General features: G+C 71.4%; 13 protein-coding genes. 1 reads left to right on the top strand and 12 read right to left on the bottom strand.

Going from position 1 to position 14280, the window contains the following annotated elements; all coding sequences use genetic code 11:
• Positions 1-525: 525 nt before the first annotated feature.
• The gene (locus tag IM767_RS10700) at positions 526-1308 is read right to left on the bottom strand and encodes an SDR family NAD(P)-dependent oxidoreductase (RefSeq protein WP_109210341.1); all 783 of its coding nucleotides are present in this window, start codon (positions 1306-1308) and stop codon (positions 526-528) included.
• A 107-nt stretch (positions 1309-1415) separates the two neighbouring features.
• Between IM767_RS10700 and IM767_RS10695 the strand changes: the two genes are divergently transcribed.
• A complete protein-coding gene (locus tag IM767_RS10695) occupies positions 1416-2183 on the top strand; it encodes an SDR family NAD(P)-dependent oxidoreductase (RefSeq protein ID WP_239453281.1) in 768 nt (255 codons plus the stop codon).
• Positions 2184-2457: 274 nt separating this feature from the next.
• Here the strand turns inward: IM767_RS10695 and IM767_RS10690 are convergent, their stop codons facing one another.
• The 11 genes from IM767_RS10690 to IM767_RS10640 all read right to left on the bottom strand — a co-directional run bounded on the left by IM767_RS10690 (position 2458) and on the right by IM767_RS10640 (position 14279).
• Positions 2458-2907 carry a nuclear transport factor 2 family protein gene (locus tag IM767_RS10690; protein ID WP_109210339.1) on the bottom strand — a complete coding sequence of 150 codons (450 nt, stop codon included), beginning with the start codon at positions 2905-2907 and terminating at the stop codon, positions 2458-2460.
• Complete coding sequence (locus IM767_RS10685) at positions 2904-4499, bottom strand: GMC oxidoreductase (protein ID WP_109210338.1); 1596 nt, start codon at positions 4497-4499, stop codon at positions 2904-2906. The genes IM767_RS10690 and IM767_RS10685 overlap by 4 nt, the downstream gene beginning before the upstream one ends.
• A gap of 17 nt (positions 4500-4516) precedes the next feature.
• On the bottom strand, positions 4517-6010 hold the full coding sequence (locus IM767_RS10680) for an MFS transporter (protein WP_109210337.1): 1494 nt from the start codon (positions 6008-6010) through the stop codon (positions 4517-4519).
• A gap of 140 nt (positions 6011-6150) precedes the next feature.
• Positions 6151-7140: a fumarylacetoacetate hydrolase family protein gene (locus IM767_RS10675; RefSeq protein WP_109210336.1), complete on the bottom strand. Its 990-nt coding sequence runs from the start codon at positions 7138-7140 to the stop codon at positions 6151-6153.
• Entirely contained in the window at positions 7137-8141 is a 1005-nt protein-coding gene (locus IM767_RS10670) for an amidohydrolase family protein (protein ID WP_109210335.1), read from the bottom strand. Before IM767_RS10670 ends, IM767_RS10675 begins: the two co-directional genes overlap by 4 nt.
• Positions 8138-9271, bottom strand: coding sequence for an FAD-dependent monooxygenase (locus tag IM767_RS10665; RefSeq protein WP_109210334.1), 1134 nt, complete (start codon positions 9269-9271; stop codon positions 8138-8140). Before IM767_RS10665 ends, IM767_RS10670 begins: the two co-directional genes overlap by 4 nt.
• Before the next feature lie 36 nt (positions 9272-9307).
• Positions 9308-10306 carry a cyclase family protein gene (locus IM767_RS10660; RefSeq protein ID WP_109210333.1) on the bottom strand — a complete coding sequence of 333 codons (999 nt, stop codon included), beginning with the start codon at positions 10304-10306 and terminating at the stop codon, positions 9308-9310.
• On the bottom strand, positions 10303-11274 hold the full coding sequence (locus IM767_RS10655) for a fumarylacetoacetate hydrolase family protein (protein ID WP_109210332.1): 972 nt from the start codon (positions 11272-11274) through the stop codon (positions 10303-10305). The genes IM767_RS10660 and IM767_RS10655 overlap by 4 nt, the downstream gene beginning before the upstream one ends.
• Before the next feature lie 74 nt (positions 11275-11348).
• Complete coding sequence (locus IM767_RS10650; protein ID WP_109210331.1) at positions 11349-12368, bottom strand: VOC family protein; 1020 nt, start codon at positions 12366-12368, stop codon at positions 11349-11351.
• Between the two features lie 106 nt (positions 12369-12474).
• A complete protein-coding gene (locus IM767_RS10645) occupies positions 12475-13251 on the bottom strand; it encodes a hypothetical protein (RefSeq protein ID WP_109210330.1) in 777 nt (258 codons plus the stop codon).
• Positions 13248-14279: a Gfo/Idh/MocA family oxidoreductase gene (locus tag IM767_RS10640; protein WP_109210329.1), complete on the bottom strand. Its 1032-nt coding sequence runs from the start codon at positions 14277-14279 to the stop codon at positions 13248-13250. Before IM767_RS10640 ends, IM767_RS10645 begins: the two co-directional genes overlap by 4 nt.
• Position 14280 lies beyond the last annotated feature (1 nt).

The raw sequence follows: 14280 nt of genomic DNA, 5'->3' as shown, positions 1-14280 counted from the left end.
GGGGGGCGGGGGGGCGCGGGCTCCACACGGGGTTTGAGGCGGTGGCCGTCCCCATCCCCCCCCCCCCCCCCCCCAGGGGGGGGGCCCGGCCCCCCCCCCCCCCCCCCCCCCCGCATGCCCGACCGAACGGCAATTCATGTCCATCTCAGTCCTCCTCTGTCGGCCGCAGAGAAGGCACGAAAGAGGCCCGGACCCGCAGAATCCTGCGGGTCCGGGCCTCTCAGCCGCCCTATACGGGCGAAGCGGGTTCCAGAACTTCTAGAAGTCCCAGTTCTTGCCCGATGCGCTGTGAAGCCTGGAATCTCGCGGATTTTACGGCGATGGTCTCACCTCGTGCCACCTGCGTGCCACTGGCGGCGATGTCGGATGCACTTCAGCCGCGGCCGATTGAGTGGCGCTAGACAAGGCTAATCGATCCAAGCCGTCGACTGGGGTGGGTGAACCCCACCCTGTCGCCTCTGCTCGTCTGTCTTCACGAGGTGGATCCCGAAACTGGTGGGTCGGTATCGCCCGGGGGCGTGATCCTCAGTCCGAGATGAGGGTGCCGCCGTCGATCACGATGTTCTGACCGCTCACGAACGCGCCGGCGGGCGACGCCAGCCAAACGACGGCACCGGCGACCTCCGCCGGTGTGCCGAAGCGGCCGAGCGGCGTCTTCGCGAGGCGCACGGGGGCGGCGGACGGGTCGTCGGTGATCGGGCGGGCGAAGTCCGTCGCGATGACGCCGGGCGAGATCGCGTTCGCGCGGATGCCGCGTGAGCCCCACTGCACGGCCAGATTGCGAGCGAGCTGGGCGTTCGCGGCCTTCGTGACGCCGTAGCCCGACAACAGCCGGTTGCCGCGCAAGCCCGACAGGCTCGACATCACGATGAAGGCTCCCCCGCCGCCGTCGGCCATGACGGGCAGAGCGAGGTCGGCCAGCCGTGCGACCGAGCGCACGTGGAGGTCGAACATACGGTCGAGCCGCTCGATGGCGTCGGCGTCCGGGTCGTCGAGCGCGGCTCCGGCGTTCGCGGCGACGGTGTCGAGCCGCCCGAATCGCCGCACCACGGTGTCGACGAGACCGGTGAGGGCCGCGGCATCCGTCACGTCGCACGCGACGCCGATCGCATCGGCGCCCTGGGCGACGAGGTCCGCCGCGGCGCGCTCGGGCTCCGACGAGGCCAGGCCCGCGAGGACCACGCGCGCACCCGCTGCGGCGAGCGCCTCGGCGGCCGCGCGCCCGATGCCGGTCGCGGCGCCCGTGACCACGGCGACCTGGCCCGCGCACGAGAAGAGCCGCGCAGGTGCGAGCGGCGAGGATTCCATGTGCTCATCCTCGCGCGCGAGGCGTCGGCGCAGGTTCGGGGATTCCGATGCGCGGCATCAGCGGATGCCGGTTCCCGCGGGCGTCACGGCGGGCTAGCGTCGCGTCTATGACCAGGTATCCGGGGCTCGAGGGACGCACGATCGTCGTCACCGGGGCGGGAGGCGGACAGGGTGCGGCGGAGGCGCGCGTACTCGCGGAAGCGGGCGCACGCGTCATTGCCACGGATGTGATGAATGCCGCCACCGCCGTTACTTCGGGCGTCGAGTACCGGCGGCTCGACGTGTCGGACGAGCGCGACTGGACGGCTCTCGCCGACTACCTGGCGGAAGTGCTCGACGGCGAACCTCTCCGCGGCCTAGTGAACAACGCCGGTATCACGCATCGTGCGCGGCTCGGCGCCGTCGATCGTGCGGACTGGGATCGCGTGCTCGCGGTCAACCTCACCGGGCCGATGCTCGGCATCCAGGCGCTCGCGCCGCTCATGGGCCCGGGCTCGTCGATCGTGAACATCGGCTCGTCGGCGGCGCTCAATGCGCACTACCCCGTGGCGTACACGACGTCGAAGTGGGGGCTGCGCGGCCTCACCCATGTCGCGGCGACGGAGCTCGGGGCGCGAGGCATCCGTGTCAACGTCGTGCACCCCGGCTTCATCGAGACGCCGATGACCGCGAACGCACCCGAGGCGATGCGCGCGGCGCAGCTCGCCCTGACCCCGCTGGATAGGCTCGGGCAGGCGGACGAGGTCGCCGAGGCGGTCGCGTTCCTGCTGTCGGACGCCGCGTCGTATCTCACCGGAGCGGAGATCCCCGTCGACGGAGGTGCGACGTCGTCCGCCGGGGCCAAGTTCATGGCCGACCGCATCGCCGGCCGCTGACCCGAGCGAGCCGGCGCGTCCCGACCGGTCCAGCAGCGCCGAGATCATGCGATCTCGCCGAGGTGACACGTTCCGTACGCGCGGATCCCGTCACCTCGGCGAGAACGCGCGATGTCGTCACCCTGCGCCTGGCCCCCGCCAGCCAGCGGGAGCGGAGACGGCGGCGACGGGATGCCGCACCCGATGCCGCAACTCCTCAGAATCGGCGCACGTCGGGCCCCGCAACGGCAGCGCGCCGGGGTTGAGGGCCGAGAGTGAGGAGTTCGGACGCGGGTCAGGACCCGAGCGGGGTGCGTCCCTTCGCCCGGGCGGCGCGCTCGGCGCCCGCGAGGATCTCCGAGTTGAAGAACTCCTGCTGCAGGATCACCGCGCCGTCCTGCACGCGGATCAGGTGTACGAACGACTGCGGGTAGGGCTCCCCGAGGAACCTCGCCTCGTCGACCATGCGGCTCGTCACGAAGAAGAGGCCCGGGTCGACGCAGTCGTGGATCACGAGGTCGGTGTGCACCACGTTCTCGAACATGCCCGCGTTCGCGTGGGTGTTGGCGACGATGTCGTCGCGGCCCTCCCACCGCGTCTTGGGCAGCTCGGAGGGTGCGAACGGCAGCTCCTTCACCCCGTCCGGGTGCCACAGGGCGATGCGCTCGGCCGGGTTGTCGAGGTTCGACGTGAAGAACGCCTCGACCACCGCACGGTTCGCGGCGCGGGCCGCAGCATCCGTCATCGGGCGACCTCCTCGACCCGCGCGGCGTCCAGCTGCTCGACGAGCTTGCGGGCGCCGCGGACGGCGATCGCGACGCTCATGAGCGTCGGGTTCATCGTGTTGGCCGTCGGGATCAGGGCGTTCCCGCCGACGACGAGATTGTCATAGCCCCATACGCGCGAGTACGGGTCCGCGACCGACGTGCCGTCGTCGGCCGACCCCATCCGCAGGGTGCCCATGTAATGCAGACTCGAGCCGTTCGGCAGCAGTCGAGGCTCGGCGACGAAGGCGCCGAGGGCGGCGCCGGCCCGGCGGACGCGCGCGGTGGCCTCGTCGAGCTCGGGCTGCTCGGCAACCGTCAGCGCGTACTCGATCGTCATGTTCGGGAAGCCGCGGTAGTCGAGCTCGCTGTCGTCGAAGGTGACGCCGTCCTCGACGCGCGGGTGCTTGCGCACGCCGTAGCCCATGTTCACGTAGCCCCAGCGGTTGCCCGCGGCGGGGTGCGACGGGTCGAGCTGGAACGGCGGATTCTCGGCGTACATCACCTGGAGCGAGAAGGGGTGCCCCGGCTCGGAGAACGGGATCCGGTTGACGGCCGCGACCGGGTCGGCCGCGTTCTGGGCGCGACGCGCGAGCTCGGCCTCGAACTCGCCGTCCGTGATCAGACCGCTCATGCGCTCCTCGTCGAGGGCCACCGTCGTGATGACGACGTGGTGCTCGGTGAGGTAGCGCCCGAGGGCGCGGGGACGGATGCCGCTGGCCCAGAGCAGCTGCGGAGAGCGGAACGCGTCGGCGGCCACGACGACGACATCGGCCGGGAAGAACGAAACCTCTTTCGTGCGGAGATCCTCGATCGTGACCCCGGTGGCCACGCCGTCCTCGGTCTCGACGCGACGCACCAGCGTGAGGTCGCGCAGCTCGAACCGCGCCGACTCCGGGGTGCCTGACTCGATGAGGGGGCCGAGGACGGTGTTCGCGCCCGCCCACACCATGGAGCCGTCGGGCTGCGGGTCTCCGGCGACCGGCAGGGTGCCCACGCCGTAGCCGGCGGGCAGCTCGGCACCGAACTCGTCGTTCAGGAGCGACCGGATCGCCGTTCCGATGGCCGAGTCCGCGAACGCCGCCTGCTGCGCGTGCAGCAGGCCCTCGGCCGTCGAGATGAGATCCTCCCACTCGGCGTCGTCGATGAAGTCGACCTTCTCGCTGAAGGCCGGCCGCGGGATCGCGCAGGTCCAGTGCGCGCCCTGGCCGCCGACATTCGTCGCGGCGGCCGCGGCGGGGAAGGTGGCGGCGTGCGCGGATCCCGGCCCGCCGAAGTCGAGCAGGTGTGTGCCCTGGCGCGCGGTGAACATGCCCTCGACGACGACTCCAGCGGGGATGCCGAGGCTCTCGCGGAACGCGCCGGACTGCGGCCCCTGCGACATCTCGCGGGCACGGGCCTTCTCGTCGGGGTCGGCGATGTTGCGGACGCTCTCACCGGGAACGGCGGTGAGTTGCGGGCCGGCCTCGAACATCACGACGCGGGCGTCGGGGCTGGTCTCGAGGATGACGCGGGCGTACGCGGAGCCGATCGGTCCGGAGCCGACGATGACGACGGTGGGGGTGGACGACATGGGAGTACCTCTTCTGGTCACGCGGTGAGGGGTTCGGAGCTGGGTGCCGGTGCGGGCTCGGACTCGTCCGAGAGGCGACCGGCAGGAAGGAGCACGGCGGCCACGACGCCGGCGGCGTAGGTGACGGCGAGCGCCGCGAACACGGGAGCGAAGACGCCGCTGTAGATCCCGGCGACCTGGTTCTGCACCACGGCGGACGCGTCGTGGACGAACTGCGGCGTCAGGGTCGCGGCATCGAGCGACGACGGGAGCAGCGCCGCGACGCCGAAGCCGATCACACCGCCGATGATCGCGGTCGCGACGGTCGAGCCGACTTGGCGCACCAGGTTCACGGTGGCCGTCATGCTGCCGGTGTCGCGACGCGGCGCCGCGCTCTGCACGACCGCGATGACGAGACTCATGAACGCGCCGGTCCCGACCCCGACGACGGCCATGAGGATCATCGGCACCCACAGCGGCAGGCCCACCGGGAGGACCGACATGGCGAACAGCCCGGCGGCGCTCAGCGCGGTGCCCGCGATGCAGTAGACGCGGTAGTGGCCGGTTCGGCTGACGAGCCACCCGGTCGCGAGATTGCTCACCAGCATCCCGAACACGGTCGCGATGGGCACGAGACCCGACACCGTCGCGCTCGTGCGGTAGGCCATCTGGATGTACGTGGGCAGGTACGCCGTGATCGAGAACAGGCCGATGCCGATGATGGCCGACAGCACCGTGCCGACCGCGATGGTCCGGTCGGCGAACAGCCGCAGGGGAACCAGGGGTTCAGGCGCCCGCAGCTCGATCAGGAAGAACGCGGCGAACGCCATGCCCGCCACGACGAAGGCGACGACGGATGCTGCAGCCAGCGCGGGATCGCCGATCCACGTCACCGCGAGCACCAGAGCGACCATCGCCACCGCGAACGAGACGGAGCCGCCGACATCGAACCGGCGCCGGCCGAAGCCGGGCAGATGCGGCACGGCGACGAGGGCGAGCAGGAGCGCGGCGACGCCGAACGGGATGTTGATCCAGAACACCCACGACCAGCCCCAGTAGTCCGTGATGAGGCCGCCGAGCACGGGGCCGACGAGGATCGCGACGGGGAAGGCGGCGCCGATGATCGCGAGATACCTCGGCCGCTCGCGCGGGGTGGTGACACGGGCGACGATCGTCTGCGACATCAGGTGCAGGCCCGCCGAGCTCATGCCCTGCACGACCCGCGCGGCGATCAGCTGCGGCATGTCCTGCGCGAAGCCGCACGCGAGCGACGCGACGAGGAACAGCACCAGGGACACCAGGAATACGGCGCGCGGTCCCACCGCGTCGCCGAGCTTGCCGAGCACCGGCAGGAGGACGGTGCTCGCCAGCGTGTAGCCGACGACGACCCACCCCATCTGGGCGAGGGCTCCGAGTTCTCCTGCGACGGTCGCGAGGGAGGTCGACACGATCGTGTGGTCGAGGGCTCCGAGGATCGCGACCGTCAGAAGGGAGACGATCAGGAGGCGAAGCCTCCACGGTGACATGCTCATACGCGTTCTGGCCCGTACGACCGGGCGATCGACGCGACGGGGTGTGCCCCTGGGCGGCCTCGCCACAGGGAACGGGCCAGCGGAGGCCCCGACGTCACTGTCGATTCTAGCCATGCTTTAGTCGAAAAACAACTAAAGAATCAGGAACGCTGCCTTGCTCGGGTGCGCGGGCGCGCCGCGGGCAGTCCGGGCGCGGGGACCGCCGCACCGACGGTCCCGACGAGCTCGCCGATGCCCTCGACGGTCATGCGCACTTCGTCGCCCTCGCGCAGGGCAGGGATCGTCGAGCCTCTCCCCCACAGCTCGCCGAGGCATCCGCCGTTGCCGACGGTCCCGCTGCCGAGCACGTCCCCCGGGACGACCCGGGAGTTGCGGGAGGCGTACGCGACGAGCTCGGGGAACGGCCAGCCCATGTTCGACACGAGGTCCTCGCCGACGAGCTCGCCGTTGATGCGCACCTCGGCGCGGATCGCGAGGAAGCCGTCGGCGTCGACGTACTGCTCCAGCTCGTCGGCCGTGACGATCCACGGACCGAGACTGGTGCCGAAGTCCTTGCCCTTGGCCGGCCCGAGGCGCACCTTCATCTCCCGCGACTGGATGTCTCGCGCCGACCAGTCGTTCATGACCGTGTAGCCGAAGATGCGGGAGGAGGCTTCCGCCGCCGTCAGGTTCGCCTCGCCGACCCCGGGCGCGTTGGCGACGACGACCGCGACCTCCAGCTCGAAGTCGAGGCGTTCGGTGACCGGCGGGGCCACAGGCTCGTCCGGGCCGAGGATCGTGTGCGGGTTCGTGAAGTAGAACGTCGGCGCCTGGTACCACTGGGGCACGACCTCGCTCTTGCCGTCGACCGACGCGCTCACGCCCTCGACGTGCTCCTCGAATGCGACGAAATCACGGACGGATGCCGGCACCACCGGCGCCAGCAGGCGCACGTCGGCGAGCGCCGTGCCGGGCTCACCCTTCACCCGGCCGAACGCGGCGTGCGCAGCATCCAACCCCCCGGCGAGGATGTCGGCGACGGTCTGGCCGTCGCGGAACGGGACGACGCGATCGTCGACGACGAACCCCTCGACAGGCTCGGGGACCGCGGAGCCGACCGACGCGCCGGCGGTCCAGCGCGCGATCCTCATGCGGACACCTTGGTGCGCAGCAGTTCCTCAGCGTTCCCGGCGAGGATGCGGTCGGTGATCTCGGCCGGGAGGTCGGCCGAACGCACGAACGAGACCGGATCGTCGAGTCCCATGTCGAACGGGAAGTCGCTGCCCAGCACGACCCGGGAACCCCCGGCGACCTCGACGAGATGGCGCACGGCGATGGGGTCGTGCACGACCGTGTCGAACCACAGCTTCTTCAGATAGCTCGACGGCTCGTGCGCGCAGCGTCGCGCCTCCGGCCGCACCCGCCATGCGCGGTCGGAGCGGCCGATCGCGAACGGCAGGTAGCCGCCGCCGTGGGCGACGACGATCTTGAGCCCGGGGTGCCGGTCGAGCACGCCCGCGAAGATGAGGTGCGACAGGGCGACGGCGTTCTCGGTCGGCTGCCCGACGGTGTTCGAGAGGTAGAACCGGTCGAGGCGCTCGTCGAGACTGCAGCCGAACGGGTGCAGGAAGATCACGCAGCCGAGCTCGGCGGCGCGCGCCCAGAACGGCTCGAGCCGCTCGTCCGACAGCTCCACGTCGCCGGCGAACGACGAGATCTCGACGCCCGCGAGGCCCCGGCCGAGCACGGCGTCGTCGAGGTACTCGACGAGGTGCGCCGGGTGCTGCAGCGGCACGACGCCGAGGCCGACGAGGCGGTCGGGCGCCTCGGCGACGTGCTCGGCGATGAGCCGGTTCGTCTCGCCCGCGATCCAGCCCGAGAGGCCCTCGTTCGCCCACGGATAGAAGTGGTTCGGCGAGACGCTGACCCACTGCCGGTCGACGCCCTGCTCGTCCATCGCGGCCAGTCGCGCGTTGACGTCGGTGAGCTTCGGGATCCGGGCGCCGATCATGGCGCCCGACGCCTGCAGGCTCTCGACGCCGTTGCGCCGGCGCTCGAGATCGGCCGCCGCGGCGACTTCCTCCGGCGCGCGGCGCTCGACCTCGGCGTGCAGCGCGGGCAGCAGCAGATGCGCGTGGACGTCGGTGCTCATGCGGGCACCGCCATCTGGTGGGCGACGCCGAACATCAGCCCGGCGACGTCGGCGTCCCGGACGCCGTCGAGCTGCCACTGGCCGAGCTGGACGGATGCCTCGACCACGGCCTTCGCGCGCGGCACCCGGCGCGCGTGGAACTCGTCCCACAGCGCCGCGTCGACGGCGTCGCGTCCGGCGAGCAGCTCGGTGAGCACCAGCGCGTCCTCGAGGCCCTGCGCCGCACCCTGCGCGATCGTCGGAGGGCACGAGTGCGCGGCATCGCCGATGAGCACGACGCGACCGCGGTTCCACGTTCCCTCGACGATGTGCTTCGTGAACCACGTGTAGTTCGCGTGCGCCCCGCCCTCGAGGTCGGCGCGGATCGAGTTCCACGGGCCGTCGTAGGCACGCGACTCCTCGAGCATGATGCGGGTCGCGTCCTCGTCGGAGATGTCGAAGCGGTCCTGCGCCTTCTCGACGAGGAAGGCGTACATCGTGTCGTCGCCCGTCGGGGTGTAGCCGGCGATGTAGACCGGACCGCCGTAGTACAGCTCGCTGCGGACGACCTCGGCGGGCCGCGAGACGAACGAGCGCCAGATGCCCATGCCGGTCGGCTCGGGCTTGGTCTCGATGCCGATGAGCCCGCGGACGGCGGAGTTCAGGCCGTCGGCGCCGATCAGCAGGTCGTACGTGCCGACGGAGGCGCCGTCGACGAAGACCTCGACCCCGTCGCCACTCTGCTCGAGACCGGTGACCTTGGTTCCGAAGCGGACGTTCGCACCCGCCTTCTGCGCGTGGTCGAGGAGGATGCGGGCCAGTGCGGGCCGTGGCATCCCCATCGCCGCCGGGTAGTCGGGTCCGCCGGTCTTGACGTCCGGAAGCTCGGCGACGATCGGCGCCCCCGGCCCGGGAGCGCGCAGGTTGAGCCCCTCGAAGGGGTAACCGGCGGCGCGGATGTCGTCCCACGCGCCGAGCACGTCGAACACACGCAGGGCGTTCCCCTGCAGCGAGATGCCGGACCCGAGCGCGCTGAGCTCGGGCTTCGCCTCGAAGACGTCGACCTCGACGCCGGCCTTGGCGAGCTGGATGGCGGCGGCGAGTCCGCTCACGCCGCTCCCGGCGATCGCGACCTTGTTGACTGCGGTCATGTCAGAACCTCTCTGTTCTTTGTCTTCGGGGGGGGATCACAGAATCGCGACGGGGTTGATCGGCGAGCCGACCGCCCCCGTGATCGGCAGAGGCGCCGCCGACAGCAGGAAGTCCCAGCGCCCGCGCGCCGCACACGCGTCGGCGAGGGCGTCGAGATTCCACATCTCGCCGATCGTGAGTCCCAGGTTCGGGATCACGACCTGGTGCAGCGGCTGGAACGCCGCCGCGTCGAACTCGTTGGGCCGCACCTCGAAGCCCCACGTGTCGGTGGCGATCGCGGCGATCTCGGTGCGATGCAGCCAGCCCGCGGTGGTGAGCGACAGACCTGGCGCCGGTCCGCCGGCGTAGTCGCCCCAGCCGTCGCGGCGGGTGCGGGCGTACTGCCCCGTGCGCACCAGCACGATGTCGCCGCGGCCGACCCGGCTCGAGGCGCCCTGCGCGGCGATAGTCGCCTCGAGGTCGGCAACGGTGATGGCGTAGCCGTCGGCGAGCTCGCCGGTCTCGGGCGCGAGATGACGGCCGACGTCGAGAAGCACACCTCGCGAGACGATGACGGATGCCGCGTGCTCGATGCCCGTGACGAGGTCGCCGTCGCTCGTGACGACGTCGCCCGCGCGCCGCCCGTTCCAGGCGTTGCCGTGGTCGAAGATGTGGCCGAGTCCGTCCCACTGGGTGGAGCACTGCAGCGGCATCGCGATCACGTCGTCGGCGCCGCCGATGCCGTGGGGGAAGCCCTGGCTGCCGCGCTCGGCGTCGGTGCCGGTGTCGGTCATCGTGTGCACCGGGTTGGTGCGCCGGCGCCACCCCTTCTGCGGGCCGTTCGTGTCGAACGCCTGCGCGAGCGAGATCACCTCGCCGTCCTGCACCAGGGCGGCGGCCTCGACGCGCTTGGCGGCGTCGATGAAGTTGAGCGTGCCGAGCACGTCGTCCTCGCCCCACCGGCCCCAGTTGCGGAAGGCCTCGGCGCGCGCCGCGATCTCGGCGGCGGGGTTCTGCCGATCGAGGTCGGCGGGGTTCTCGCTCGGCGCGCTCATACCGCCGGTCCTTCCGCGAGGCAGCGGACCACCTGCGTGCCGAGGCCCGAGATGGACCCCGTCATGACGTCGCCGTCCCGCAGGAACCGCTTCCAATGCTGGCCGTTGCCGGGAGGGCTCCCCGTGAGGAGCAGGTCACCGGGCAGCAGGGTCGTCGTCTGCGACGCGGCGGAGATGAGCGCCGGGATGTCGAAGAGCAGGTCGCTCGTCGATCCGTTCTGCATCGTGTCGCCGTTGAGCTCGAGTCGCACCGTGAGGTCCTCCCCCGCCACGAAAGGCGCCGGCACCAGGAAAGGACCGGTCGGCAGGAAGCCGGGGGCGTTCTTGGAGCGGAACCAGTCGGTGCCGATCTCCTTCATGTCCTTGCGGAAGACGAGGTCGCGCGTCGTGACGTCGTTGACGATCGTGTAGCCGGCGACGTGGTGCAGCGCGTCCTCGCGGGTGACGCGGAACGCCTCGGTGCCGATCACGACCGCGAGCTCGAGCTCCCAGTCGTGCACCTCGCTGTAGCCGGGCAGCACGAGCGGCACGTCGTCGCCGACGACGGCGGTCGGCAGTCCGAGGAAGAAGTACGGCTCGCCGTTCGCACGGCGGTCGTCCATCATCTTGGCCGCGAACTCGCGGGCCTCCTCGGGCGAGCGGGACGGGTCCTGCGTGAGGCCCGCCACGACCAGCTCGATGACGTGCTCGCGATAGTTCGCGCCTGCCTGCACCACCTGTCGCGGCTCCACTGGGGCGGTGAGCACGACGTCGGCCAGCGGCATCCACCCCCCGTCGTGTGAGGCGAGCGCGCGGAGGCGGTCCCAATCGGGGTGCGCCAGGAAGGCGTTGAGTCCGGCGGCGCCGAGCTCGTCGTCGGAGACCGCGCGGATGCGGTCGCCGGCGACGAGCCCGAGACGCACGGAATCGCCGTCACGGTAGCGCGCGAGGGCGAAGGGGGCGGTCAGTCCGTGTGACGACGTCGTCATGTTCTCTCCAGATCCGTGGTTCGGAACGTGGTGCGAGGGTGGGGACGCCTGCGGCATCCCCACCCTCGAGCCTGTCAGCCCTGGCCGTGCTTGGCGTACGGGTTCAGCAGGGCGTCCTTGATCTCATCCGGAACGCCCTCCTCCGTCGCCGACGGGCCGTCGGCGGGCGGGAAGGACTCCGTCATCGACATCGGCATGGCGCTGTTGCGGTAGAAGTTGTTCGACCCCTGCGACGGCTTCCACGTGTTGGCCTCCCAGTCGGGCACGTAGTTGCGGTAGCCGCCGGTGTTTAGCTCGATGCGCAGGCTCGAGGGCTCGCGGTAGTAGAGGAAGTTCTGCTCGCCGATGCCGTGGATCGACGGGCCGTACTCGATCGGGTAGCCGTTCTCGCCGAGGACGTCAGCCGCGATGAGCAGCTCCTCGCGGGTGTCGACCCAGAAGGCGTAGTGGTTCACGCGGCCGGCGCGGGTCGAGCCGTCGAGGACGACGCCGAGGTCGTGCGACTTCTCGTTGGTCGTGAGCACCGAGAACACCGAGATCGGCGCCTCGTCGAGCTGCGTGCGAGCCATGAAGCGGAAGCCGAGCACGTCGACGTACCACTGGACGAACGCGTCGACGTCGCTGGTCGCGATCGTGACGTGGTCGAGCTGGCGCGGGGCGCCCGCGACCTTGCTGCGACGCGAGGGGCGGTCGGGGTAGATCGACGCGGCGTCGCCCTCGGTGTCGTGGTGGCGCGTGACGTCCCAGTGCAGGGTCAGCGAGTGGCCCCACGGGCCGGTGAACTGGTAGGCACGGCCGATCCTGTGGACGTCGATCCACTCGCCCTGGATGCCGGCGGCCTCGACGCGCTTCGCCGCCTCTTCGAGCGCCTCGGGGCTCGACGTGCGCCACGCGGCGGTCACGAGACCCGGCTCGTCGCCCGGCACGACCACGACCGAGTAGGCGTAGTAGTCGCCCCAGCAGCGGAGGTAGACGGCGCCGTCGACGCGGTCGACGACGGTGAGGCCGACCTGGTTGACGTAGAAGTCGACGGATGCCTCGACATCCGGCGACGTGATGGCCACATACGACAGATGTGACAGAAGCTTGATCATCTTCGATCCCTTTCGGTGAGTCATCGGGGTGATCCCGTCAACCACTTTCGCCGAACTCGGGCATATCGAGGAATCCCATATCGGCTATCCCTCGGATCACCGACGTTTATGCGGGACGCGCAGAAAGCAGCGCCGCGGCAAGACCCGTGTCATGGCGCAGGTCCGCGAGATCGGAGGGCCGCTCGGCCGTGCGCACCGCGGAGATCGCGCGGCGCAGCGCGACGCGCTCGGAGCTCTCGAAGCACGCGGGAAGGATGCGTCGACCCGTGGCATCCGTGACGGCCACGACGGTGTCGAGATCCGCGTCGACCTCGACGGGTGTCGGGGCGATCGAGGTGATCCGCACGCGGCCGGTGCGCGGTGCGCCCGGCTGCGCGGCGGCGGCGATTGACACGGCGGAGCCATGCTCGGATTCGAGGAGGGCGAGCACGCGGCCTCCCCACGACTCCGACGTCCGAGGTGCGAGCGGCGTGCCGGCGATGACCCGCGCCCACCCGATCGCGTCGCGCAACGCCGGACCGAGCGTGCGCGCGGGCGCATGGCACTCGACGACGAGCGCGCCGGGAGCCGGGAGCTCCTCGATCGACGCGCCCGCTGCGGCGACCATGTCGGCGCGGAGCAGCGGGCGCTCCACGACCACGGGGATGGCTCCGGCGAGCGAGGCGAGGGCATCGAGCGCCTCGATCGGGCCGACGGCAGGCTGCGCGACGACGACGGCCGCCGCGCCGGCGGCGATAGCGTCAGAGGCGACCACCCACCACGCGTCGCCCCCGGGCACGACGGCGATGGCGCCCTGCACGTCAGGGCTCGCGATCGCGCTCACGGGCAGCTCGGCCACCGCGACGCGGTAGGCGTCGAGGTCGGTTCGAACGGGCGTCGTCATGCTGCGGCTCCGATCAGCTCCGCCGCGGCGTCCGCCAGCCCCAGGGCGTAGCGGGCGTCGTCGAGCAGTTCGTCGTACTCCACCGGCAGGCCGGCGTCGAGCAGCTCCGCGAGGGCGCGCCACTCCGCGACGTATCCGTCGGCGGGATCGTGTGCGTAGACCGTGTCGCGGCCGTCCGCCGCGCGCACGCGCACCCGCGCTCCGCCGGCGTGCACGAACGGGGGCGGGAAGCTGACGTCGAGCCGATCGGAAGCCGTCGCGACGGCGATGCGCCAGAGCGTGTCGGCGCCCTCCGGGAGCATCACCGTCGTGAGCTGGACCGGGACCCCGCCGGCCACGAAGCCGACCGCGTACCCGAGCGGGGGCAGCGCCCGCGCGAAGACGACGCGCTCGAAGCGCGGGACGAGATCGCGCACGAGCGGCAGATCGTGGATCGCGAGTCCGGTGAGAAGCTGACGCACGACGCCCGCCGCCACCTCTGGGCGCGTGAGGTCGGGCCCGCCCCGCCCGTCCGCCGCGACGGGCAGCTCGGTGACGAGCTGGTGATACCGCGTGTTGGGCGCCAGCGCGAGCGTGATGGAGATCGAGATGACCGGCCCGCCCGACGCCGTGAGGTGATGCTTGGCCCGGCCCCACGCCGGGTCGAAGTAGTGGTTCGTGCCGACGATGAGTGGCACGCCGGCGCGGCGGCACGCCTCGACGGCCTCTTCCGCCTCGGCGACGGTCGTGCCGATCGGCTTCTCGCAGAACACCGCGCGCTTGCCCGCGGCGACGGCCGCGATGATCTGCGCCGCATGCTGGGCGGGCGGGCTGCAGATCGCGACGACCTCCGCCTCGGGATCCGCCATGATGGCCTCGGCGCCCGTCGACGATCGGGCACCCCCGCGCGCCGCGAGTGCGGCCGCCCGGCCGCTGCCCCCGTCGGCGACGTGCACGACGCGGAAGGCGTCGCTCAGGCGCGCGAGGGTCGGAAGATGCAGTGCCGCCACTCCGGGACCCGCACCGATGATGCCCACACCACGAGCCATG

The organism is Microbacterium ureisolvens (genome assembly GCF_015278315.1).
GTDB classification, from domain to species: Bacteria; Actinomycetota; Actinomycetes; order Actinomycetales; family Microbacteriaceae; genus Microbacterium; species Microbacterium ureisolvens.
Note: the sequence above shows the minus strand (reverse complement) of the source record. Positions and strands in the feature narration are given on the sequence as shown.

What these genes read in the sequence shown, in the direction of transcription:
- IM767_RS10685 (WP_109210338.1), bottom strand. Translation starts at nt 4,499, where the DNA reads ATGTCGTCCACCCCCACCGTCGTCATCGTCGGCTCCGGACCGATCGGC.
- IM767_RS10690 (WP_109210339.1), bottom strand. Translation starts at nt 2,907, where the DNA reads ATGACGGATGCTGCGGCCCGCGCCGCGAACCGTGCGGTGGTCGAGGCG.
- IM767_RS10665 (WP_109210334.1), bottom strand. Translation starts at nt 9,271, where the DNA reads ATGACCGCAGTCAACAAGGTCGCGATCGCCGGGAGCGGCGTGAGCGGA.
- IM767_RS10645 (WP_109210330.1), bottom strand. Translation starts at nt 13,251, where the DNA reads ATGACGACGCCCGTTCGAACCGACCTCGACGCCTACCGCGTCGCGGTG.
- IM767_RS10695 (WP_239453281.1), top strand. Translation starts at nt 1,416, where the DNA reads ATGACCAGGTATCCGGGGCTCGAGGGACGCACGATCGTCGTCACCGGG.
- IM767_RS10640 (WP_109210329.1), bottom strand. Translation starts at nt 14,279, where the DNA reads ATGGCTCGTGGTGTGGGCATCATCGGTGCGGGTCCCGGAGTGGCGGCA.
- IM767_RS10650 (WP_109210331.1), bottom strand. Translation starts at nt 12,368, where the DNA reads ATGATCAAGCTTCTGTCACATCTGTCGTATGTGGCCATCACGTCGCCG.
- IM767_RS10700 (WP_109210341.1), bottom strand. Translation starts at nt 1,308, where the DNA reads ATGGAATCCTCGCCGCTCGCACCTGCGCGGCTCTTCTCGTGCGCGGGC.
- IM767_RS10675 (WP_109210336.1), bottom strand. Translation starts at nt 7,140, where the DNA reads ATGAGGATCGCGCGCTGGACCGCCGGCGCGTCGGTCGGCTCCGCGGTC.
- IM767_RS10680 (WP_109210337.1), bottom strand. Translation starts at nt 6,010, where the DNA reads ATGAGCATGTCACCGTGGAGGCTTCGCCTCCTGATCGTCTCCCTTCTG.
- IM767_RS10655 (WP_109210332.1), bottom strand. Translation starts at nt 11,274, where the DNA reads ATGACGACGTCGTCACACGGACTGACCGCCCCCTTCGCCCTCGCGCGC.
- IM767_RS10670 (WP_109210335.1), bottom strand. Translation starts at nt 8,141, where the DNA reads ATGAGCACCGACGTCCACGCGCATCTGCTGCTGCCCGCGCTGCACGCC.
- IM767_RS10660 (WP_109210333.1), bottom strand. Translation starts at nt 10,306, where the DNA reads ATGAGCGCGCCGAGCGAGAACCCCGCCGACCTCGATCGGCAGAACCCC.